Origin of the sequence: Lentzea sp. NPDC102401, assembly GCF_044765805.1 — a bacterium.
In the GTDB taxonomy this organism is placed as follows: domain Bacteria; phylum Actinomycetota; class Actinomycetes; order Mycobacteriales; family Pseudonocardiaceae; genus Lentzea; species Lentzea sokolovensis.
The window spans coordinates 722,108-745,037 of the sequence record NZ_JBIWKS010000001.1; the positions used below are offsets into that span (position 1 = coordinate 722,108).

General features: G+C 69.8%; 18 protein-coding genes. 8 read left to right on the forward strand and 10 right to left on the reverse strand.

Features of this window, described 5'->3' with window-relative positions:
* Window positions 1-50: 50 nt before the first annotated feature.
* A complete protein-coding gene (locus tag ACIRG5_RS03250; protein ID WP_402899364.1) occupies window positions 51-1,034 on the forward strand; it encodes a LacI family DNA-binding transcriptional regulator in 984 nt (327 codons plus the stop codon).
* Here the strand turns inward: ACIRG5_RS03250 and ACIRG5_RS03255 are convergent, their stop codons facing one another.
* The 3 genes from ACIRG5_RS03255 to ACIRG5_RS03265 form a co-directional block, all read right to left on the reverse strand.
* Entirely contained in the window at window positions 1,035-1,976 is a 942-nt protein-coding gene (locus ACIRG5_RS03255; protein WP_402899367.1) for a cellulose binding domain-containing protein, read from the reverse strand.
* Between the two features lie 77 nt (window positions 1,977-2,053).
* On the reverse strand, window positions 2,054-4,030 hold the full coding sequence (locus ACIRG5_RS03260; protein WP_402899370.1) for an RICIN domain-containing protein: 1,977 nt from the start codon (window positions 4,028-4,030) through the stop codon (window positions 2,054-2,056).
* 157 nt (window positions 4,031-4,187) lie between these two features.
* Window positions 4,188-4,919, reverse strand: coding sequence for a hypothetical protein (locus ACIRG5_RS03265; protein WP_402899373.1), 732 nt, complete (start codon window positions 4,917-4,919; stop codon window positions 4,188-4,190).
* A gap of 193 nt (window positions 4,920-5,112) precedes the next feature.
* Here ACIRG5_RS03265 and ACIRG5_RS03270 point away from each other — a divergent pair, with 193 nt between their 5' ends.
* Window positions 5,113-5,940, forward strand: coding sequence for an alpha/beta fold hydrolase (locus ACIRG5_RS03270; RefSeq protein WP_402899376.1), 828 nt, complete (start codon window positions 5,113-5,115; stop codon window positions 5,938-5,940).
* On the opposite strand, the gene araA is transcribed toward ACIRG5_RS03270, so the two are convergent.
* From araA to ACIRG5_RS03300, 6 genes are all read right to left on the reverse strand, one after another.
* Window positions 5,910-7,412, reverse strand: coding sequence for an L-arabinose isomerase (gene araA, locus ACIRG5_RS03275; protein WP_402899379.1), 1,503 nt, complete (start codon window positions 7,410-7,412; stop codon window positions 5,910-5,912). The genes ACIRG5_RS03270 and araA overlap by 31 nt on opposite strands.
* A gap of 17 nt (window positions 7,413-7,429) precedes the next feature.
* Window positions 7,430-8,083: an L-ribulose-5-phosphate 4-epimerase gene (locus tag ACIRG5_RS03280; RefSeq protein WP_402899382.1), complete on the reverse strand. Its 654-nt coding sequence runs from the start codon at window positions 8,081-8,083 to the stop codon at window positions 7,430-7,432.
* Window positions 8,083-9,756, reverse strand: a complete 1,674-nt coding sequence (gene araB, locus ACIRG5_RS03285; protein WP_402900879.1) for a ribulokinase — start codon at window positions 9,754-9,756, stop codon at window positions 8,083-8,085. The genes ACIRG5_RS03280 and araB overlap by 1 nt, the downstream gene beginning before the upstream one ends.
* Window positions 9,757-10,348: 592 nt before the next feature.
* On the reverse strand, window positions 10,349-11,335 hold the full coding sequence (locus tag ACIRG5_RS03290) for a LacI family DNA-binding transcriptional regulator (protein ID WP_402900882.1): 987 nt from the start codon (window positions 11,333-11,335) through the stop codon (window positions 10,349-10,351).
* Window positions 11,336-11,443: 108 nt separating this feature from the next.
* The gene (locus tag ACIRG5_RS03295) at window positions 11,444-12,880 is read right to left on the reverse strand and encodes a family 43 glycosylhydrolase (protein ID WP_402899385.1); all 1,437 of its coding nucleotides are present in this window, start codon (window positions 12,878-12,880) and stop codon (window positions 11,444-11,446) included.
* Complete coding sequence (locus ACIRG5_RS03300) at window positions 12,877-15,348, reverse strand: alpha-L-arabinofuranosidase C-terminal domain-containing protein (protein ID WP_402899388.1); 2,472 nt, start codon at window positions 15,346-15,348, stop codon at window positions 12,877-12,879. Before ACIRG5_RS03300 ends, ACIRG5_RS03295 begins: the two co-directional genes overlap by 4 nt.
* Before the next feature lie 163 nt (window positions 15,349-15,511).
* Here ACIRG5_RS03300 and ACIRG5_RS03305 point away from each other — a divergent pair, with 163 nt between their 5' ends.
* The 6 genes from ACIRG5_RS03305 (at window position 15,512) to ACIRG5_RS03330 (ending at window position 21,417) form a co-directional block, all read left to right on the forward strand.
* On the forward strand, window positions 15,512-16,480 hold the full coding sequence (locus ACIRG5_RS03305) for an ABC transporter substrate-binding protein (protein WP_402899391.1): 969 nt from the start codon (window positions 15,512-15,514) through the stop codon (window positions 16,478-16,480).
* A gap of 106 nt (window positions 16,481-16,586) precedes the next feature.
* Window positions 16,587-18,119, forward strand: a complete 1,533-nt coding sequence (locus ACIRG5_RS03310) for a sugar ABC transporter ATP-binding protein (protein ID WP_402899394.1) — start codon at window positions 16,587-16,589, stop codon at window positions 18,117-18,119.
* Window positions 18,120-18,186: 67 nt separating this feature from the next.
* The gene (locus ACIRG5_RS03315) at window positions 18,187-19,167 is read left to right on the forward strand and encodes an ABC transporter permease (RefSeq protein ID WP_402899396.1); all 981 of its coding nucleotides are present in this window, start codon (window positions 18,187-18,189) and stop codon (window positions 19,165-19,167) included.
* Window positions 19,164-20,126: a galactofuranose ABC transporter, permease protein YjfF gene (yjfF, locus tag ACIRG5_RS03320; protein WP_402899399.1), complete on the forward strand. Its 963-nt coding sequence runs from the start codon at window positions 19,164-19,166 to the stop codon at window positions 20,124-20,126. The genes ACIRG5_RS03315 and yjfF overlap by 4 nt, the downstream gene beginning before the upstream one ends.
* Window positions 20,123-20,962 (forward strand): expansin EXLX1 family cellulose-binding protein, encoded by an 840-nt coding sequence (locus ACIRG5_RS03325; RefSeq protein WP_402899402.1) that lies wholly within the window; start codon window positions 20,123-20,125, stop codon window positions 20,960-20,962. The genes yjfF and ACIRG5_RS03325 overlap by 4 nt, the downstream gene beginning before the upstream one ends.
* A gap of 29 nt (window positions 20,963-20,991) precedes the next feature.
* Window positions 20,992-21,417 (forward strand): nitroreductase family deazaflavin-dependent oxidoreductase, encoded by a 426-nt coding sequence (locus tag ACIRG5_RS03330; protein WP_402899405.1) that lies wholly within the window; start codon window positions 20,992-20,994, stop codon window positions 21,415-21,417.
* A gap of 3 nt (window positions 21,418-21,420) precedes the next feature.
* On the opposite strand, the gene ACIRG5_RS03335 is transcribed toward ACIRG5_RS03330, so the two are convergent.
* Window positions 21,421-22,848 (reverse strand): cellulose binding domain-containing protein, encoded by a 1,428-nt coding sequence (locus tag ACIRG5_RS03335; protein WP_402899408.1) that lies wholly within the window; start codon window positions 22,846-22,848, stop codon window positions 21,421-21,423.
* Window positions 22,849-22,930: the final 82 nt, after the last annotated feature.

The following is a 22,930-nucleotide window of genomic DNA, read 5'->3' on the forward strand; positions in this document are numbered from 1 at the left end:
CGAAGTACTTACCCCATACATGGAAGCGCTTCCACCGCAATACTGCTGAGATGACGGGAGAACGCACCGCGACACTCGACGACGTGGCACGGGCCGCAGGCGTGTCCCGGGCCACCGCCTCGCGCGTGGTCACCGGACAGGGTCCTGCATCGCCGCGGGCACGGGACAGGGTGGCCGCCGCCGTGGCCGCACTGGGTTACGTGCCGGACGCCTCCGCCCGCGCACTGGTCACCCGCACCGGCACGCGCCTGGCCATCGCGGTCATCGGCCACACCGCCGCCGTGCTCGACGATCCGTACGTCGGCCGTGTCCTGACGTCGGCGGCGCACGTCGCCGCCGAGCGCGAGGTCGGCGTCTCCCTGCACTGGCTGCCGCTGGCCGACCCCGGCTCGCTCGCCCGGCTCGCCGACGGGCGCGGGCTCGGCGGGCTGGTGGTGGTGAACCCGACGCGACCGGCGCTGGAGACCGTGCCGCGCGGCCTGCGCGGCCGGGTCGCCGCGGTCGGGGTCGGCGCGCGGCACGTGCCGTCGTTCGACGTCGACAACCGCGCCGGCACGGACGGGGTCGTGCGGCACCTCGTGCGCACCGGCAGGCGCCGGATCGCGATGATCACCGGGCCGTCGTGGCTGCCCTGCGGTGACCGCGCCGTCGACGCCTACCGGAAGGTGCTGCGCGACAGCGGCGGCGAGCCCAGGGTCGTCACCGGTGACTTCACCGCCGCCCGCGGTGCCGAGGCGGCCGCCGAGATCATGGTGCGGTGGCCGGACACCGACGCGGTGTTCGCGCTCAGCGACCTCACCGCGCTGGGTGTCCTCGACGGACTTCACGCGCTGGGCGTGCGGGTGCCGGGGGACGTGGCCGTCGCCGGGTTCGACGACATCGCGTTCGCCGGGCTCAGCCGCCCGGCCCTCACGACGAGCACGCACCCGGTGGAGGACATCGCCGCCGCCGCGGCGCAGGCAGTCCTCGACCGCCGCGACACGTCCGGGGCGACGTTCTACCCCTCCGCGCTCGTCGTGCGGGACAGCGCGTGATCACTCGACCGAACAGGTCTGACCGTTGAGCGTGAACGCGCCGGGAGCGGAGTTCGCGCCCCGCACGGAACCGTTGAATCCGATCGACACCGAACCGCCCGGCTGGATCTGCGGGTTGTAGTCGGCGTTCGCGGCGTTGACGGTCGCACCGGACTGCCACGCTTTCGCGTTCCACATGTCGGTGACGGTCTGCCCGTTCGCGAAACTCCACTTCAGCGTCCAGCCGTTGACGGACGAGGAACCGATGTTGCGCACGCTCACATTCGCCTGGAAACCGCCCGGCCACTGACCGGAGATGCGGTAGGCGACCGCGCACGTCCGCGCGGGAGGCTTCGGCGACGTGGTCGTCGGCGCGGGACGGGGCGGCGTCGTGGTCGTGATGGCCGGAGCCGGTCGCGGCGGCGGCGCCGCGGTGGTGCCCGGCGCGGGGAGACCCGTGGTGGCGGCGGGAGGCGGGGCCGCGTCGAGACCGTCACACGGCGGTCCCCACAGGCCTCTGTCGGCACCGGCCGCCTCGGACTCCGCCGTGAGCAGCGCGCCGCCGTCGACCCCCTCGGCTCGCAGCACGCCCTGCCGCACCGCGAGCAACGCGTAGTCGGTGCCGTCCTCCAGCATCAGGTTCACGTCGCCGGAGACGACGGGACTGATGCGGACGGCGCTGGCCAGCAGCGTCGTCCTGGCGAACGACAGCGCGCCCTCCGCCCAGCAGGCAGGAGGTGCCGCCAGCTGCGCGATGCGGGCCTTCGTGCCGTCCGCCAGTTCGACGGTCCTGCCGTCGATCACGTCGCGCACGAAGTGCAGCACGCCCTGGTACCGCGCCTCCTCGTTGATGAGGGAGGGCGGTTTCCAGGGCGTGCGGGTGGACGGCGCCGGCGACGGCGGCCCTGCCGTGCATGCTCCGGTGAGCAGGACCAGAACGACGAGCCAAAGCTTGCGCGACACCGTTACCCCAATTGTCATTGAACTCTCAACAACCCTAGAGGGTCGCGGGCCCGGCTCAATCGACCGTTCGGAGTGGACTACCTGCGCGGAACGGCGGTCATCGACCAACGCTGATTGGCGCCGGAAGTCGCTTGGTACAAACCAATTCTGGCACCGTCCTCACGCGACTCACCGGCGACGTCGAGCAGACTTCCGTTCTCCTGGTTGACGAAAGTCCACGTGCCGTCCCCGGTGGACGAGAGCACCCACCTCGCGGCCGCACTGTCGGAGGAGCTCAGCACGACGTTCCCACCGGCTGCCGCGATCCGCTGGCCCGTGGCGGCGTTGACGACGGAGAACTGGGCGCGGTTGTCGTAGCCGCCGGATCGCCGTTCCACGCGCCACACCTGGTCGGCCGCGTTCGCGTCGGTGGTGCGCTGGACGAGCGAGGTGCCGGACGGAGCAAGGGACTTGCCGCTCTGCGCCCCGGTGAGCCGATACTGCCCGCCCAGAGCCGCCTCGCGGTTCACGCCGCTGACACCGCTCACCTCGAACGTGACGACCGACTTCGGCGGCACGGACAGCGTTGCCCTGCGGTCCTTCACCCGCACCGCGGCGCCCTTCATCAACGCGCCGTACTGGTCCGTCACGACCGGACGGACGGACGCGTTCTGCCGCACCGTCGCGAACGCCGACAGGTCCAGCGTCACGGACTGCGCCTGTTCGCTCTTGTTGAGGTGCACCAACGACTTCAGCTCGGTGTTGCGCACCGCCGCCACGTCGGTCGTGGTGTTGACCTTCACCAGGCGGTCACCGGGCTTGACGAAGTGCGTGAAGTTGCGCAGCGCGTGGAACTTCGTGTTGACGCGCGCCGGGCACGTCGCGAGCGTGTCCTGGGCCCCGCAGTCGAACGGGATCTGGATCACGCCCCAGTTCATGCCGTCCGGGGACTCGGCGCCGGGCGTCATGTTGTTGTAGTCCTCGACCGCCTGCCACAGCAGCCACGCACGCGGTTCCAGCTCGCGCAGGTCGTCGATCACGCGCTCCGCGATGCCGAGGCCCGGCTCCATGCTGGTGAAGCTCTGACCGGAGCCCCAGTGCCCGTCGACCTCGCTCATCCACAACGGCTTGCCCGCGCCCTTGGCGATGTCGCGGGCGGACGTGCGGCGTGCGGTGCCGTACGTGTGCACGTTCAGCTGACCGACCTGCGCGCGCGTCGAGGCGGGATAGCCCGCCCAGTCGTCGGCGAAGGTGCCGGGGTTGGTCTCGTCCGGCGCGGACACGGTGGCCTTGACCTTGTTGGCGCGCAAGGCCTGCGCCATCGCGGGCACGACCTTCGCCTGCAGGGCGGGACCGATGTGGGCGCCTTCCTGACGTCCGCCCGTCGGGTTGCCGTCCGGACCGAGCGTCGTGCGCCAGTAGGAGGTGTTGGGCTCGTTGAACGGGTCGACCGTGGCGAACTTGATGCCGTGCGCCCGTTCCAGTTCCGCAGTGGCCTGGGCGAGGTAGGCGGCGAAGTCACCGATCCGGTCCTCCCGCAGCTGGTCCGCGTTCGCGTCGAAGCCGCCGGACACGTACCCGCTGACGGTCTGGAACCACGGCGGCGAGTTGCTGAAGGACTCCCACCGGGTCACGTCCTGCTTGATCCGGTCGACCCACCACCGCTGACGCGGATCCGCGGCGGCGTCGAAGAAGCGCGGGTCGCCCGGCTTCCACCAGTCGGTGTCCGCGCGGGTGGTGCCGGCCGGGGCCTTCCACCACCCCGGGACCGCGGCACCCGCTCGCAGGTACTGCGGCACGTCCGGGGCGTTGCCGCCGCCGATGTTGTACCGCGCGATGTTGAGGTTCAGTCCGTCCTCACCGAACAGCAGCTCCGCCAGCTGGTTGCGGATCTCGTCCGGATAACCACCCGTGGCGTTGGCGAACCACACCAGGCTCGTGCCCCAACCCTGGAACGGCTCCTGCTGATAGGTCGGATCCGGTCTCACCGTGACGGCTTCCACGGCCGCCGTCGCAGGGGCCGCGGTGGACAGTGACAGCACCGAAACGGCAAGCAGAGCAAGAAGTCTGGTCATCGGTTCTCCGTTGAACGCGCGATGTTCACGCTAACATCTATCGAGAACCTACTCGCGCGTCAAGGTCCTGCCGGACGGAGGCGCGTCCGTCCGGCAGGCCCCCTGGGAACGCTCGCCCCCGAGGAGACGGGCCCGCACGCTCGAACCCCGAGGAGAGTTACTTGAGCGAGCAGGTGGCGAAGCGTTCCAGTCCCTGAGGCCGCGCCCCCACGCGGCCGATGGCGATCGCGATCCGATCCAGCGCCGAGGCGCGCTTGCCGGCCAGCGGACCCAGGATCGCGTTCTGCACGAAGTTCGGCCCGCCCTGACCGGCCGACGTGCGCAGCCTCTCGTTCGCCTCGGCCAGCTGCTTGCCGAGATTGGCGAGTTCGCGGTCGACCTCGGCACGCGCGGCGGCGGGGACGTTCTGCACCACCGGCAGCGGGCACTCGATCACCTGCCCGGCCGCTGAACCCGTACCGGTGTTCGTGCCCGTCGAAGCCGCTCGTGACGTCGTCGTCGGCGGCGCGGACACGGCGGGCGCCTGGCCAAGTCCGCAGGTCGCGAACCTCTCCAGGCCCTCCGGCTTCTCGGCGACCCTGCCGATGGCGGTCTCGATGCGGTTCAGCGCCGCGACCCGCTTGCTCGCCAGCGGGCCGAGAATCGCGTTCTGCACGAAGTTCGGCCCGCCTTCACCGGCCGACGTGCGCAGCCTGTTGTTCGCCTCCGCGATCTGCTTGTCGAGGTTGGCGAGCTCTCGCTGGACCTCCGCCTGCGCCGCGGCCGGCACCGCCGGGACGACAGGCTGCGGACACGCGATCGCGCCGGTGGTTGTCTCCCCGCCCGCGAAGGCGACGGCCGCGGTCACCGCCGTCAACGTTGCGGCGACGGCGACTCCGGCCACGAGCACCCGCTTGCTCCGCTGGGGTCGTGCATGCGCTCTCGACATATTCGAACCTCACGACTAGGGGACGTTTTGTGCCGGCACAACGGGATACGGACCGGGAAAGCAAAAAGTTCAACCACTTGTGAGCGTTCACAGCTGCTGGCATGCTCACGGTTCATTCCGCAGCACCGCACCTGCGAAGAACCGGGGAACAGCCATGCCATCGGCAGACAGAGTCGTCCACGAGCAGATCCCGTTGCGCATCCACGGGGTGAACCTCAAGGTCGCGTCGGTGCGTCGCGCGGGCGTCGACGCTCCCGTCGTCTTCCTGCACGGGTTCGGCACGAGCAAGGAGGACTATCTGGACGTCCTCCAGCGACACGAGTTCGCCGGGCGGCCGTTCCTCGCCTACGACGCGCCCGGTGCGGGCGCCACGGAGTGCTCCGGCCTGGGCGAGATCGACGTGCCGTTCCTGGCGGAGACCGCGCGGGTGATGCTCGACCGCGCGGGCATCGGCCGGTTCCACGTGGTCGGACACCTGACGGGAGCACTCGCGGCGCTTCTCCTGGCTCACCAGGAACCGGGCCGGGTGCTGAGCTTCGTGAACATCAAGGGCGTGCTCGCACCCGAGGACTGCGTGCTGAGCAGGGAGGCGCTGAACCACCGCGATCCCGGTGACTACCTCTTCAGGCTCGCGGAACGCAGCCGGGAGACACCCTGTTACGGCGGCGGCCTGTACGCGGCGAACCTCCCGAACAAGGTTCAGCGCGGTGCCGTGCCCACTCTCTTCCGGTCGATGGTCGAGCTCGCCGACCACGGGAACCTGCTGCAGAAGTTCCTGTCACTGCCCTGTCCGAAGATGTACCTGTACGGCGAGCAGTGCGCGAGCCTCTCCTACCTGCCGATCCTCGACGCGAACGGGGTGGAGCTGGCGGAGATCCCGCACAGCGGGCATCTCCCCATGTACTCCAACCCCGTCGCGATGTGGCGGCAGATCGCCGAGTTCCACGCGCGTCAGCTGATTCCCAGTGCCAGGCGGTGGTAGGCGGAGTTCCAGCGCAGCCGGTCGGTGAACGAGGCCGGGGTCGTCGCGGAGTCGATCAGCACGAGCTCCGTGGCGGCCATCTGCGCGAAGTCCCGCAGCACCTCGGCTCCGACCGCCTGGGTCATCACCGTGTGGTGCGGACCGCCCGCGGTGAGCCAGCACTCCGCTGACGTCGACAGCGACGGCGCCGGCTGCCACACGGCCCGCGCGACCGGCAGCTTCGGCAGCGGCTCGTCCGGCGGGACCACCGTGACCTCGTTGGCCACCAGGCGGAACCGGTCGCCGAGGTCGGCCAGTCCGACCACCACGGCGGGACCGGGTGCCGCGTCGAACACCAGCCGCACCGGGTCCTCCCGGTCGCCGATGCCCAGCGGGTGGACCTCGCAGGACGGCTGGGCCGCGGCGATCGTCGGGCACACCTCCAGCATGTGCGCGCCGAGGATCTTCGGCGTGCCCGGCCCGAAGTGGTAGGTGTAGTCCTCCATGAACGACGTGCCGCGGCCGGTGCCGGTGCCCATGGCCTTCACGGCCGCGAGCAGTGCCGAGGTCTTCCAGTCGCCCTCGCCGCCGAAGCCGTAGCCGTCCGCCATCAGGCGTTGCACGGCGAGGCCCGGCAGCTGCCGCAACCCGCCGAGGTCCTGGAAGTTCGTGGTGAACGCACCGAACCCGCCGTCGTCCAGGAAGGACCGCAGACCGATCTCGATGCGGGCCGCGTAGCGCAGCGAGTCGTGCCGCTCTCCCCCGCGCGCCAGCTCCGGTGCGAGCCGGTAGGTCTCGGCGTAGTCGGCGACGAGCAGGTCGATGCCGGCGTCGGGCACCGCGTCGACCACGGCGACGAGATCGTTGACGCCGTAGGTGTTGACCGAGACGCCGAACCGCAGCTCCGCCTCGACCTTGTCGCCCTCGGTCACGGCGACGTCACGCATGTTGTCGCCGAACCGGGCCAGCTTCAGGCCGCGCAGGTGCGCGCGACCGGCGGCGGCGCGGGCCCAGCCGTCGATCCGCTCGGCCACCACGGGATCACTCGCGTGCCCGGCGACCGTCTTGCGCGCCACCCCGATCCGGGTCTGCACGTAGGCGAACTCGCGGTCGCCGTGCGCGGCCTGGTTGAGGTTCATGAAGTCCATGTCGATGGTGGACCACGGCAACGCCTCGTTGAGCTGCGTGTGCAGGTGCAGCAACGGCTTGCGCAGCAGGTCCAGCCCGGTGATCCACATCTTCGCCGGTGAGAACGTGTGCATCCACGCGATCACGCCGACGCACGACGGGTCGTTGTTCGCCTCCTGCATGATCGCCCGGATGGCGCCGGAGTCGGTGAGCACCGGCTTCCACACGATCTCCGCGCTGATCCGGCCGGACTCGCCGAGCATCCGCTGGATCTGCTGGGACTGGGCCGCGACCTGGTCGAGCGTCTCGGGGCCGTAGAGGTGCTGGCTGCCGGTGAGGAACCAGATCTGGGGCTTGTCCGGCATGTGCTCTCCTTCTGGGCTCACTGGCCGTAAACGTTCTGGTAGCGCTCGTAGAGCCGGTCGACGTGTTCCTGCTCGATCACGTCCGGCTTGCCGAGCTGGAGTGCGAAGTGGACGGTGCGGGCGACGTCTTCCACCAGCACCGCGGCTTTCACGGCGGCGAGGGCGGTCGCGCCGACGGTGAACGGGCCGTGGTTGCGCATCAGCACGGCGGGCGACCTGCTGGCACTGAGGGTCTCCACGATCCCCTTGCCGATCGAGTCGTCGCCGATCAACGCGAACGGCCCGACCGGGATGTCGCCGCCGAACTCGTCCGCGATCATGGTCAGCACGCACGGGATGGGCTCACCGCGCGCCGCCCACGCTGTCGCGTAAGGAGAATGCGTGTGCACGACACCGCCGACGTGGGGCATGTGCCGGTAGACGTAGGCGTGCGCCGCGGTGTCGGAGGACGGTGCGAGCTCGCCCTCGACGAGGGTGCCGTGCAGGTCCGTCACGACCATCGCGTGTGGACCCAGTTCGTCGTAGGACACCCCGGACGGCTTGATCACCATCAGGTCCTGGCCGGGCACCCGCGCCGACACGTTGCCCGCCGTCCAGCTCACCAGCTCGTAGCGGGTCAGCTCGCGGTGCAGTTCGGCGACCGTGCGGCGGAGTTCCGTCGTTGCGGACATCAGCTCTTCCCCTCCAGGGCGGCGCGGCGGTACTCGCGCAGCCGGTGCATGACATCGTTGGCACCGCGGCCGAAGTAGTCGTGCAGCTCCAGGTAGTCGTGGAAAAGTCGTTCGTACGCCTCGACGTTCTCCGGAACGGGCGTGAAGACGTTGCGGCGCACCGATCCCATCTCGGCCGCGGCCGCGCGGATGTCCTGGTACGCGCCGGCGGCCACCGCCGCGTGCATCGCGGAGCCGAGCGCGGGTGCCTGTGCCGAACCGCTCACCGACAGCGGCAGGTTCACGACGTCGGCGTAGATCTGCATCATCAGCGTGTTCTTGACCAGGCCGCCGGCGATCACGAGCTCGGTCACCGGCACGCCCGCGTCGGTGAAGGTGTCGACGATGACGCGCGTGCCGAACGCCGTGGCCTCCAGCAGTGCGCGGTAGACGTCCTCCGCCTTGGTGGCGAGCGTCTGACCGACGATCACACCGGAGAGTTCGTGGTCGACCAGCACGGACCTGTTGCCGCTGTGCCAGTCGAGCGCGACGAGCCCGTGCTCGCCCACTCCTTGGCCCGCCGCCAGTTCGGAGAGCAGTTCGTGGACCGTGATGCCGCGTTCGCTCGCCTGATCGTGATAGGCGGGCGGCACCTGGTTGCGCAGGAACCACGCGAAGATGTCGCCGACGCCGCTCTGCCCGGCCTCGTAACCCCACAGCCCCGGCACGATGCCGCCGTCGACGACGCCGCACATGCCCGGCACCTCGCGTTGCACCTCGCCGCTCATCACGTGGCAGGTGGAGGTGCCCATGATCGCGACCATCTGACCGGGGCCGACGGCCTGCGCGGCGGGCGCCGTCACGTGCGCGTCGACGTTGCCGACCGCCACCGCGATGCCCTGGGGCAGCCCGGTCCACTCGGAGGCCTGCGCGGTCAGCTCACCGGCCCGGTCGCCGAGCGCGGACAGCGGGTGGTCGAGCTTGTCGGCGACGAACGTGGCGAACTCGGGGTTGAGTTCCGCGAGGAAGTCCTCGCCGGGGTACTGGCCGTCCTGGTGGATGCCCTTGTAGCCGGCGGTGCAGGCGTTGCGCGTGTAGGCGCCGGTGAGCTGCCAGATGATCCAGTCCGCGGCCTCGACCCACCGAGCCATCGCCGCGTAGACCTCAGGCGCCTCCTCCAGCACCTGCAGGCCCTTCGCGAACTCCCACTCCGAGGAGATCAGTCCGCCGTACCGCGCGAGCCACGGCTCCTTGCGCTGGCGGGCCAGCTCGTTGATCCGGTCGGCCTGCGGCTGGGCGGCGTGGTGGCGCCAGAGCTTCACGTACGCGTGCGGGTTCTCCGCGAACTCCGGCAGCTCGCACAACGGTGTGCCGTCCGCCGTGACCGGCACCATCGTGCAGGCGGTGAAGTCGGTCCCGATGCCGATCACCTGCTCTGCGGAGATCCCGGCCGCCTCGACCGCCTGCGGGACGGCGGTGCGCAGGACGTCGAGGTAGTCGGCCGGGACCTGCAGCGCCCACTCCGGCGGCAGCGGCTGGCCGGTCGCGGGCAGCACCTGGTCCGCCACTCCGTGGCGGTACTCGTGCACAGCGGTGCCGAGCTCCGCGCCGTCGCGGACGCGCACGACCACGGCGCGGCCGGACAGCGTGCCGAAGTCGACACCTACCACGCACGCGTCGCGGTCGATCGTCATGTCAGTCACGACCTGAGTGTTATCGCTAACAATCAGGGAGTCAAGATGTGCCCGATACATCGTGATTTCCCTGCGAGCGAGGGAAATGCGCAGGGACGTGAGCGCACGACAAACAGGCCCGTCTCAGTACCGGTACGGGCCGGGCCGCGTCCGGCCCTCGGCCACAGCCGCTTCCCCGCGTGCGGCTGGGGACCGCCCATGCGACAGCCAGCCCACGGAGGTCCCGATGCCACGCGGGGCGCACTCCCGAAGCACGAACGATCCTCGCGCTCCTGGTTGCAGCCCACGCGCCAACCAATGGACCGCCGAGGCGTCGACGCGCCATGAGGAGCGAACGGTCCCCCACGCTCTCGACGACGGCCCACACCAACCTGCGGGCCGCCAAGGTCTCGATGACGCGGGAAGACCCGCACTCCCAAAAGCGCGAACGCTCCCCGCACCCCCGGCCACAACCCACACAGCAACCAGCGGGCCGCCAAGGCCCCGATGCCACGCGGGAAGCGCAACGTTCCCCCGCGCATCCCTGAGGACGGAGATGCGCGCCACCGAAGCGTCCGGCACGGGACCACCGCGCAGGACCGCCGGCGCGGGACTACCGGGGCGGCGGGCCCACGCTGTTGCGCTTCACCAGGGTCGGCGCGACCGTCCGGCGCGGCCGGGTGGTCTCGCCGTCGCTGATCTGTTCCAGCAGCAGGCCGAGCGTCTCGTGCGCCACCGCGGCGAAGTCCGGGCGCACGGTGGTGAGCGGCGGGATGAAGTAGGCGGCCTCGGGCACGTCGTCGAAACCAACGACGCTCACGTCGTGCGGCACGTTCCTACCGCGCTCGCTCATCGCCCGCAGCACGCCGAGGGCGAGGTGGTCGTTCGAGCAGAACACGGCCGTCACCTCCGGCATCCTGGCGAGCATCTGCCCTGCCCGGTAGCCGGACGCCGCGCTCCAGTCGGCCGCCACGACCGGTGGCACCTCGGCACTGGTGGCGTCGAGTGCCGCGCGCCAGCCCTCCACGCGACCCGCCGCGTCGAACCAGTCGGCGGGGCCGGACACGTGCCAGACCGTCTCGTGGCCCGCGTCGATCAGGTGCTTCGTGGCCTCGAAGGCGCCCTTCGCCTGGTCCACGGTCACCAGCGGCGTCGACCTGTCGGGGTCGCCGTCCACGGTCACCAGAGGCACCCCCGCGGGCACGTCGGCCAGGGCGTCGGCCGCCGACGAGTTCGGCGCGATCACCACGATGCCGGCCACGCGCTGGTCCCGGTGCCGTTCGACGGCGGCGGCGATGGAGTCGCGGTCGAGCACCTTCACCCTGCCGACGCTGACCGCGAACCCGGCCTCGCCCGCCGCCTCCTCGAAGGCGGACAGCAACGAGGCCGGGCCGTACAGGGTCGAGTTCTGCGCGACCACGCCGATGAGCTGTGTCTTGCCGGTGACGAGCGCGCGGGCCGCCCGGTTGGGCCGGTAGTCGAGCTCCTTGATGGCCGCCTTCACCCGCAGCCGGGTCTGCTCGCGGACGTTCGGGTGGTTGTTGAGCACACGCGAGACCGTCTGGTGCGACACCCCGGCAAGTCGTGCCACATCGGTCATCGCGGGGTCACGCGACGTCTTCTCCACGAGCGGTCTCCGATCTTCGATCTGCGCCGGTGATGTTAGCGATAACACCAGGTCGGCTTCGATGCAGTGCTCATTGTCCACTTATTCGAGACGGAATGTGGCACGTCGGCGCGCGTCGCGGGCGCTTCCTGGTCTGGACAACACCACGCGACCGTTGTCGTGGGCGAGATACGTGTCCGCCCCGGCACGCAGCGACACCGCGCCACCGTCCGCAAGTCCCGGCACACGAACGAAACTCGCCGCGCGGCCGTACGCGTCGGTGTCCTCGAACGGGTCGATGCGGACCACGTCCCCGTCCACCCGCACGTACCGGTCCGGGAAGTTCACCGACTGCACCGCGACCGTGCCGGCGCCCAGGAATCCCGGCACGAAACGGAACTGGCTGTCGCCGACGTCGCGGACGTTGCCGTCGACCCGCAGCCGGTACTCGTAGTGCCGCACCACCAGCGAGGGCGCGTCCACAGGCGACAGCCGCACGATCGGCCCGCCACGGCCGACGGGAACGCCGAACGCAGGCGTGCCGTCCGCGTTCCAGTGGAGCTTCTGGACGCGGGTGTGCCGGTTCGGGTCGAACAGCGGGTCGCCGGTGATGTCGCGGTAGTCGCGGGCGTGGTAGACGAGCACGTCGGTGGAACCCACCGTGGTGAACGAGTTGTGCCCCGGCCCGTACTGCGACGTCGGCACATGAGTCGCGAACACCGGGTTCGGCGACTTCGTCCACGACCGCGCGTCCAGCAGGTTCGCGTTCTCATCGGCGGTCAGCAGGCCCATGCAGTAACGGGCGTCGGTGGCGCTCGCGGAGAACGTCACGAAGACCCGGCCGTTGCGGATCAGCACCGCGGGCCCCTCGTTCACCTTGAAGCCCTGCACCTCCCACTGCAGCGTCGGCGTCGCGATGCGCACCGGCGTGGTCTTCAGCGCGAGCGGCGAGGCCATCTCGGCGATGTAGAGGTTGGTGTTGGTGGCGATGCCGGGTTCGCTCTGCGCCCACAGGAAGTAGCGCTTGCCGCGGTGCGCGAAGGTGGTCGCGTCCAGTGTGAACGTGTCCCACGCCGTCACCATCTGCCCGCGCAGCACCCAGCCGCCCTCGCGCGGATCCGCGTTCGGCGACTCCAGCACGTAGGTGCGGATCCGGAACGGTTCGTCCTTGTCACCGGCGGCGAAGTAGACGTACCACTTCCCGTCGATGCGGTGCAGTTCCGGCGCCCAGATGTAGCCACCCATCCTGCCCGAGGCCGGACGCCGCCAGATCGTGCGCTCACGGGCGGCGGACAGACCGTCCAGAGTGGACGCGCCGCGGATCACGATCCGGTCGTACTCGGGCACGGACCCGGTCAGGTAGTACATGCCGTCGGTCGGCGGCGTGATGAACGGGTCGGCGCGCTGTTCGACGAGCGGGGTGCGGGTCGGCACCTCCGCGGCGGGTTCGGCGGCGGTGGCGACGGGCGCGGCGGAGGCGAGTGCCCCGGTCGCGGCGAGCACACCGCCCGTGGCCAGCAGAGATCGTCGGGTGATCACGAGCGGCTCCTGATCCGGAGGAACGTGACGGAGTTCGGCGGGAACGTGTGCGTGAAGCTGCTCGCCACCTGGACCTGTTCGGCACGGGGACGGATCGGCTGGGCGAACTCGGTGTTCATGTCGTCGGGACGGCCCTGCAGCACGGTCGCCCGCGCCGTCGACGCCACCGGGACGCCGAGGTCGACGCGCGTGCGGGCGGCGTTGTCCTGGGCGTTGACCACCTTGACGATCAGCTCGCCGGTGGCGAGGTCGCGGGTGACGACCTGCCGGAACGGCTCGGCGAGCTTGTCGTCGGTGAACTCGCCCCACTTCTGGCCGTCGAGGAACAACGCGACGTGGCGGCCGCGGACCTCGACGCGCACGTCGTACGTGCGGCCGGTGTCGATGCGGGTGCCGTTGGTCATCAGCGTGCTCTTGGCGCCACCGACGGCCTTCTCCACTGCCGACTGGGTGTTGTTCCAGCCGCCGAGGTTCCACCAGTAGTAGTTGCCGGTGTCCTGCACGCCGAACGCGACGAGGAAGCCCTCGCGCCCGGACTGCTTGGTGGCCTTGAGGTTCAGCGTGTAGTCACGCCAGGTCTTGTCCCCTGCCGTGACCAACGTGTCCTCGGCGGCCGCGTCGGACTGGACGTAGGCACCGTTGACGACGTTCCACGCGCCACGGCCCGACTTCGTCCACTGCGCGTCGGTGCCGGAGAAGTCGTCGCTGAACAACGCCTGACCGGCCGCACTGGTGACGTTCACATCGTCGTACATGGCGGCGGTCGCCCAGGTGGACAGCCCGATCGCGCCGGTGATGGGCGCCTGGGTGGACGGCGTGGCGGACGCGGTGCTCGGCACGACGTGGTCGCCCACGTTGGTCATGAAGAGCTTCTGCATCTCGTAGCTGGCCGAGCCCCATGACGCGTGGTTGTTGAACCAGATCATGTCCGGGCGCCACTGGACGTAGTCCTCGTTGGCCAGCAGCGGCGCGTACGAGGCGAGCTTCACGACGTCGGCGTTGCGTTCGAGGCCGGTCATGAACGCCGCTTCGCTCAGCGCGTTGAAGTACCTGTTGTCCTGCGAGGCGTACTCGCCGAGGAACACCTTGGGGCCGTTGCGGTCGTAGGAGTCGTAGCGGTTGTTGTTCTCCAGGAACCAGCTCGGGCTGTTGTAGTAGTGCTCGTCGATCATCTTCACGCCGGCCTGCTTGTTCAGCTGCCACAGGCGGTCGAACGTGCCGCCGGTGTCGTCGGGACCGGAGTTGCTGACGACGGTGATGTCCGGGTACTTCGCGTTGATGGCGTCGCGGAACTTCGTGAAGCGGGCCATGAACTCGTCGGGCAGGTTCTCCTCGTTGCCGACCGCGAGGTGGGTCAGTTTGAACGGCTTGGGGTGCCCCATCTCGGCGCGCTTGCGACCCCAGGTGGAGTCGGCGGGGCCGTTCGCGAACTCGATCAGGTCGAGCGTGTCCTGGACGTGCCTGGCCAGCAACGCCGGGTCGTCCGTGACGCGGTTCTGGCCGCAGCCGGTGACCAGCGCGGGCACGACGGGCAGCGGCATGGCGCCGACGTCCTCGGAGAACTGGAAGTACTCGAAGTAGCCGAGACCGTAGGACTGGTTGTAGCCCCAGAAGTTCGAGTTGGTGGCACGCTGCTCGACCGGGCCGATGGTGTCCTTCCACTGGTACGAGCGGCGGCGCTCGAAGTTCGGCGCGTCGTAGCCGTAGTGGCTGCCGGTGTTGACCAGACAGCCGCCGGGGAACCGGACGAAGCCCGGCTTGAGCGCGGCGATCTTCTCGGCGAGGTCGCGGCGCAGGCCGTGGCCCTTGAAGGTGTCCTGCGGCAGCAGCGAGACCATGTCGAGGCGCAGGGTTCCCGTGCCGCCGCCGGTGACCAGCAGCCTGCCGGTCGTCGAGGTCTTCTGCGCGCGGACGGTGCCGGTGTAGCGGGCCCAGCCGTCGCCGCGGACCTGGATCTTCACCGGGTCGCCCAGCGGGGTTCCCGCGGGGTCGGTGACGGCGGCGGTCAGCGGGGTGCTCGCCTGGTCGGTTCGGGCCCAGACGGAGAAGTCGTAGCGCTGGCCGCTCTGGACCGCGATCCCGCTGTTGTAGCCGGAGTTGATGACCCCTGCGGGCAGGCCCAGCTTCAGGTAGCGGCGGTTGCGCTCGTTCATCCGGCCGGTGTCGTCGGCGACGTCCACCGTGCCGCTGTGCGGCGCCCACGACGTCAGGCCGTGGTACCTCGCGTTGTCGGCGGGGTCGTACTCGAACGAGCGGTTCTGCACGAGCTCGGCGTACAGGCCGCCGTCGGCAGCGCGGTTGATGTCCTCGAAGAACACGCCGTACATCGAGTCGTCGATCGACGCGCCCTTCTTCGTGGCGTCGATCTTGAGCGTGTAGTCGGTTTCGGCGGCCGCTCCCGATCCGGGAACGGCGACCAGCAGGCTGGCCGCGAGAGCGGCGCTCAACAGGACGTGCTTGCGGGGCACGGGATTCCTCCCCAGGCTCGGAAGTGAGCGTTAACATAGGGCTGCGAACTCGTTACGAGCAAGACCTTGACGCGACAGTTGTGAGCGTTCACTCTTGTCCACCTGACAACCGCGGACACGCGGTCGAGCTCCGCGACACCGTCGTCACCCCGGAGGAACCCCAGTGCTGAAGAAGATCACGACAGTCGCCAGCGTGGTCCTGCTGAGCGCGCTCACCGCGTGTGGTTCAGGAGGTGGTGGAAGCACCGGCACGTCCGGTGGTGACGCCATCACGATGGGCTTCGCTCAGGTGGGTGCCGAGAGCGGCTGGCGCACGGCCAACACCAAGTCGGTCCAGGACGAGGCCAAGGCCGCCGGAATCGACCTGAAGTTCTCCGACGCGCAGCAGAAGCAGGAGAACCAGATCAAGGCGATCCGCTCCTACATCCAGCAGAAGGTGTCGGTGATCGCGTTCAGCCCGGTCGTCGAGACCGGCTGGGACACCGTGCTGCTGGAAGCCAAGCGCGCCAACATCCCCGTGATCCTCACCGACCGTTCGATCGACTCCGACGACACGTCGCTGTACAAGACGTTCCTCGGGTCCGACTTCGTCGAGGAGGGCCGCAAGGCCGGTGACTGGATGGTGGCCAACGCCTCCGGTCCCACGAACGTGGTGGAGCTGCAGGGCACCACCGGCGCCGCGCCGGCGATCGACCGCAAGAAGGGCTTCGAGGAGAAGATCGCCTCCAAGCCCGACATCAAGGTCGTCGCGTCGCAGTCCGGTGACTTCACCCGGTCCGGCGGCAAGCAGGTCATGGAGGCGTTCCTCAAGTCCCAGCCGAAGATCGACGTGGTGTACGCGCACAACGACGACATGGGCCTGGGCGCGATCGAGGCGATCAAGGCCGCCGGCAAGGTGCCCGGCAAGGACATCAAGATCATCACCGTGGACGCGGTGAAGGACGGCATGCAGGCGCTGGCCAACGGCGAGATCAACTTCATCGTCGAGTGCAACCCGTTGCTGGGCAAGCAGTTGATGGACCTCGCGAAGAAGGTCGTCAAGGGCGAGCAGGTGCCGGAGCGGGTCGTGACCGAAGAGGGCACGTTCACGCAGGAGCAGGCCAAGGCCGCACTCCCGCAGCGCCAGTACTGAGCCTTTCCTCCCAGAGGGAAGTACCGTCATCCCAGACCCGTAGGGCCCGTCACTCCCGCGCATCGGGTGGCGGGCCCCTCGGCCAGAACGACGAGAGCCAGGGCCCATGACCGAGTCACCGCCACCTGTCGTCGAGATGCGGGGCATCAGCCTCGCGTTTCCCGGCGTGAAGGCGTTGCAGGACGTCGACTTCCGGCTGTTTCCCGGTGAAGTGCACGCCCTCATGGGCGAGAACGGCGCCGGGAAGTCCACTCTGATCAAGACTTTGACCGGCGTGCACCGCCCCGACGCCGGGCAGACCGTGCTGGCGGGCGACGACGTGGCGTTCTCCTCCCCCGGCGAGGCCCAGCACGCCGGGATCAGCACGGTGTACCAGGAGGTCAACCTCTGCGCGAACCTCACGGTCGCGGAGAACATCCTGCTGGGCCGCGAACCTCGCAGGTTCGGCGGCATCGACTTCCCGGCGATGCGGCGGCGCGCCGCGGAGGTGCTGGCGCGCATCGGCGTGCACATCGACCCGGCGTCGAGTCTCGGCGAACACCCGATCGCGGTGCAGCAGCTGGTCGCGATCGCCCGTGCGATCGCGGTCGACTGCCGCGTGCTCGTGCTCGACGAACCGACGTCCAGTTTGGACGCCGGCGAGGTCGCCGAGCTGTTCCGGATCATGCGCGTGCTGCGCGACGAGGGCGTCGCGATCCTGTTCGTGTCGCACTTCCTCGACCAGGTCTACGAGATCTCCGACCGGATGACGGTGCTGCGCAACGGAACCCTCGTCGGCGAGCACCTCACCGCGGACGTGGACCGGCGCACGCTCATCGCGCAGATGATCGGCCGCGACCTCGGCACGCTGGAGGCGATCGAGCACGCGGCCGAGGAGCGCCAGGCCCAGGGTCCGGTGCTGGTGGAGGCGGCGGGCCTGGGCAGGCGCGGCGCGATCGAACCGTTCGACCTGGAGATCCGCGCGGGCCAGGTCGTCGGCCTCGCCGGTCTGCTCGGGTCGGGCCGCACCGAACTCGCCCGGCTGCTCTTCGGCGCCGACCGCGCCGACTCCGGCAGGCTGCTCGTGGACGGCAAGCCGCTGCGCCTGCGCGGCCCCCGGTCCGCGATCGCGGCGGGCATCGCGTTCAGCTCGGAGGACCGCAAGGGCGAAGGCCTCGTCGCGGACCTCTCGATCCGCGACAACCTGGTGCTCGCGATGCAGGCGGCCCGCGGCTGGACCCGGCCGCTGCCGCGCAGGACCAAGGACCAGCTCGTCGACAAGTACCTGAAGGCACTGGACATCCGGCCCGCCAACCCGGACGCGCTGGTGCGCACGCTGTCCGGCGGCAACCAGCAGAAGGTCCTGCTGGCCCGCTGGCTCGTCACCGAACCGCGGCTGCTGATCCTGGACGAGCCGACCAGGGGCATCGACATCGGTGCGAAGGCCCAGATCCAGCAACTCGTCACCGCGCTCGCCGCGGAGGGCACCGCGATCCTGTTCATCTCCGCGGAACTGGAGGAGGTCGTGCGCATCGCGGACCGCATCGTCGTGCTGCGCGACCGGCGCAAGATCGCCGAGCTGGACGGCTCGGTGACCGGCGTGGACGAGGTCGTCGAACTGATCGCGGGCGGGGCGACGCCGGAGAAGGTGGTGTCGTGAAGGCATCGACTGACCGCAGCCCCGCACGCACCCACCAAGGCGAGACCGCGCTGGAAGGAGCGACCTCATGAAGAACAAGCTGCTGTGGCCGCTGCTGGCGCTGGTCGCGCTGCTGCTGCTCAACCTGGTCGTGACGCCGTCCTTCTTCGCGTTGCGCATGCAGGACGGCCACCTCTACGGCGGCCTGGTCGACGTCCTGAAGAACGGCGCCCCGACCCTGCTGATCGCCCTGGGCATGACGCTGGTGATCGCCACCCGCGGCATCGACCTCTCGGTCGGCGCGGTGGCGGCGATCGCGGGCGCCGTGACGTGTGTCCACATCGGAACGTCCGGGAGTGCCGCCACGGCGTTCGCGGGCATGGCGATCGCGCTGGTGCTGTGCGCGGTGCTTGGTCTGTGGAACGGGTTCCTGGTGGCGGGGCTGGGCATCCAGCCGATCATCGCGACCCTGGTGCTGATGACCGCGGGACGCGGCGTGGCCATGCTGGTGACCGAGGGGCAGATCGTCACGGTCAACAACACCGCCTACCGCCAGGTCGGTGCCGGGTTCGTGGTGCTGCCGATCTCGATCCTGATCGCCCTGCTGGTGCTGGGGCTGGTGGCGTTCGTGACCCGGCGGACCGCGCTCGGCATGCTGATCGAGGCCGTCGGCGTGAACCCGGAGGCGTCGCGGCTGGCCGGGGTGCGGTCCCGCACGATCATCTGGACCGTCTACGTGTTCGCCGCGGTGTGCGCGGGCATCGCCGGGCTGATGATCAGTTCCAACGTGAGCGCGGCCGACGCCAACAACGCCGGTCTGTGGATCGAGATGGACGCGATCCTCGCCGTCGTCATCGGGGGCACCTCGCTGGCAGGCGGGCGGTACTCGCTCGCCGGCACGCTGCTCGGCGCGCTGATCATCCAGACCCTCACCACCACCGTCTACACGATCGGCGTCGCCCCGGAGGTGACGCTGGTCTTCAAGGCGATCGTCGTGATCGCCGTGTGCCTGGTCCAGGCGCCGAAGGCCCGCGCCGCACTGAGCTTCCGGAAGGTGGCCGTCTCATGACCACTCTCGCCCCGCGGGTGCCGACGCGGTTCCTGCCGGTGCTCGCGACCGTCGCGCTGTTCGTCCTCGCGTTCGGTGTCGGCTCGGCGCGCTACGACGGGTTCGCGTCCGGCCAGGTGATCGCGAACCTGTTCATCGACAACGCCTTCCTGATCGTGCTCGCCGCGGGTATGACGTTCGTGATCCTGAGCGGTGGCATCGACCTGTCCGTCGGCTCGGTCGTCGCACTGTCCACAATGGTCACGGCTTCCGGTCTGCAGGCGGGGTGGCCGGTCCCGCTCGTCATCGTCGCCGTCCTGCTCACCGGTTCGACGCTGGGTCTGCTGATGGGCCTGGTGATCCACAAGTTCGACATCCAGCCGTTCATCGTCACGCTCGCCGGCATGTTCCTCGCCCGCGGCCTGTGCTTCCTGATCAGCGTGGAGTCGGTGTCCATCAAGGACAGGACGTTCCGCGACGTCGCCACCGCCGCGATCGAACTGCCCGGCGGCGTGACCATCACCTACAACGTCGTGATCGCGCTTCTGGTCGTCGCCGCAGCGATGTACGTCCTGCACCGCACCCGCTTCGGCCGCACGGTCTACGCGGTCGGCGGCAGCGAGTCGTCCGCGTTGCTGATGGGCCTGCCGACCACCCGCGTCAAGGTGGGCGTCTACGTCATCAGCGGCCTGTGCTCGTCGCTGGCCGGTCTGCTGTTCAGCCTCTACATGCTGTCCGGCTACGGCCTGCACGCCGTCGGCATGGAGCTCGACGCCATCGCGGCCGTCGTCATCGGCGGAACGCTGCTGGCGGGCGGGGTCGGGTACGTGCTCGGCGGGCTGGCCGGGGTGCTCGTGCTCGGCACGATTCAGACGCTGATCTCGTTCCAGGGCACGCTCAGCTCGTGGTGGACGAAGATCGTGATCGGTGTGCTGCTGCTGGTGTTCATCGCGGTGCAGCGGACTATGGTTCGGCGGTGAGACGCACTCGCCCACTGCTGTTCGTCCTGCTCGCGGTCCTGGTGGCGGTCGTCGGCGTGGTGGTGCTGCGGGAACCTCAGGGCGTCGCGGGCACACCCGTGGCCGGCCGGAGCAGCGCGCCTGTGACCACTCCGCCCACGACCACCACGGTCGTGACCACGTCGGTACCGAGCCCGACGACGACCACCACGACGGCGCCGACCCGGGTCGGCGCTCCCCTGGCCGGGAAGATCAAGCCTGGTGAGCCACGCCAGGGCGTCGCGACGTTCTACGACTCCGACGGCGGCGGCGCGTGCTCGTACGATCCAGGCCCCGATCCGCTGACCGCCGCGATGAACGAGGCCGACTACGAGGGCTCGGCCGCCTGCGGCGCGTACGTCCTGGTCCAGGCCGGCGGGAAGAGCATCACGGTGCGGATCACGAACCTCTGTCCCGCGCCGTGCCGTCCAGGACAGCTGGACCTCAGCGCGCAGGCGTTCGCGATGCTGGCAGCGCCCGTGAAGGGCGAGATCCCGGTCACCTGGACCCTCGTCAGCCCGGAGACGTCCAAGTCCATCGCGATCCGCTACAAGACCGGCTCGAGCCAGTACTGGTGCGGGATCCAGGTCCTCGACCACCGCAACCCCGTGGCCCGGCTGGAGGTCCAGGCGGGCGGGCAGTGGCGGCAGCTCAAACGCGCCGAGTACAACTACTTCCTCTCCGAGAACGGCGCCGGGTGCGGCGGGGCCATCGCGGTCACCGACGTCCACGGCGAACGCCTGGTGGTGAACGCGCTGCCGGTCAGGCCGGACGCGGTCCAGGCCACGACCCTGCAGTTCGCCCGCGCCGGGGAATGAGACCGGCGCGGGAGTTGTTGATCGAAGACATGGCAGATGTGAAGCTCAGCCCGACCGAGTGGGTCCAGAACCAGACGAAGCAGATCCTCGAGACCGGGACGACCGAGGGCATCAAGGTCGTCGGCAGGCCGATCGTGCTGCTGACCGTGCGCGGCGCGAAGAGCGGCGCCCTGCGCTACACCCCGGTCATGCGCGTGGAGCACGACGGCAGCTACGCGGTCGTCGCGTCCAAGGGCGGCGCGCCGGAGCACCCCACCTGGTACTTCAACATCAAGGCCCACCCGGAGATCACCCTTCAGGACGGCACCGAGGTGAAGGACTACGTCGCCCGTGAGGTCGACGGCGCCGAACGGGCCGAGTGGTGGGAACGGGCCGTCGCGGCCTTCCCCAACTACGCCGAGTACCAGGAGAAGACCGACCGGCTGATCCCGCTGTTCGTGCTCGACCCGAAGTAGGCGTCACCAGGCCAGGGGAAGCGTGGCGAGGTAGTCGCCGAGCTTCCCCGCGATCAGCCGGTGGTCGCGCGCCGAGAAGTGCCAGTCGCACCCGAGGCGGTCCAGCGCCGGGTCGCTGTAGTTCCAGTGGCGGACCCGGCTGTCGCCCTGGCTGTTGCGGTCCTGCACGACCTGGCGGACGGCGTCGGCGAACGTGCCGGAGGCCTCGGGGACGCTCACGACGATCGTCGTGGCCGGGCCGTACCGGGTGCGCAACTTGTCGAGGAAGCCCTGGTACGCGGACTTGTACGCGGTGACCAGGCTGTCCTGCGTCGGCCACTGCTCACCGGGGTTGAGGGCGGTGGAGAAGTCGTTGGTGCCCAGGCCGACCACGACCAGCTGCGGGCGCCACGTGCCGGGGTTGCGCCACACGTCGCCGTCGACGTGCAGCAACGCCCGGTCGTAGTAGGTGCGGTAGCTGGTGCCGGGCTCGCCGCCGTTGTAGTTGCGCACCATGCCGCGGCCGGAGAACGCGTTGACCTGGTAGTCGGCGTTCAGCGTCTTCGCGGCGAGCGCCCCGAAGCTGATGTCGGTGTTGGTGTTGCGGGTGACGCCGCCGTTCGCGGAGCAGTCACGGGTGGTCGAGAGGTTGCCGTAGCCCGCGGTCAGGGAGTCGCCGATGAACTCGATCTGCCGGGTCCGTGCGGCCGGCTTGGCGAGTATCGCCCCGCCGTTCGCGGCGACGAAGCCGCCGAACTCCCCCGCCGCCCAGGTGCTCTCGGTCCGCTTGACCAGGCGCACGCGGTGCTCGGTGTTGCTCAGGTCGCGGACCCAGTGCGTGGTCCTGCCCGGCATCACCAGCGACGCGACGGTCGCGCCGTCGATCTGCACGTCGTAGTCGTTCACCGAGTCGTTGAGGACGATCCCGACGCCGGTGCCCCGGAACCGGCCCTCGAAGTAGACCCCGGGCCAGGTGTACTGCCCGGACGCGGTGACCCGGCCCGCGGTGTGCGCCTGGTCCAGCGGGTCCGGTGCGGGCGCCGTTCCCGTGCACGCCGTGCCGTTGAGCGTGAAGCCGGCGGGCACGGGATTGCCGGAGCCGTTCGTGGTGCCGATGAAACCGAACCCTGCGCTGGTGCCGGTGCCGAGCGAGCCGTTGTACCCCGCGTCGTCGACGGTGACCTGCGCGCCGGACTGGCGCACCTTGCCGTTCCAGAGCTGGCCGACCGTCTGGCCGGCGCCGAACGACCACGCCAGCTGCCAGCCGGTGACCGGATCGCCGAGGTTCGTGACGTTCACGTCCGCGCTGAAGCCGCCCTGCCACTCGTGGGTCACCTGGTAGGAGACCCGGCAGCCCGCGGCGGCTCCGGCCTGCGGGGCGCTGCTGATCGTGACCGCCGCGGTCAGCGCGGCGGTGAGGACGGCGGCTGCCGCCGGTGTGAACCGGTACACCCTGTGCTCCTTGAGTCCACTGTGGATGGCTGCGGCGAACACGGAACCTCGTTGGAGGTCAACGGTAGTGTCGAACGGCGTC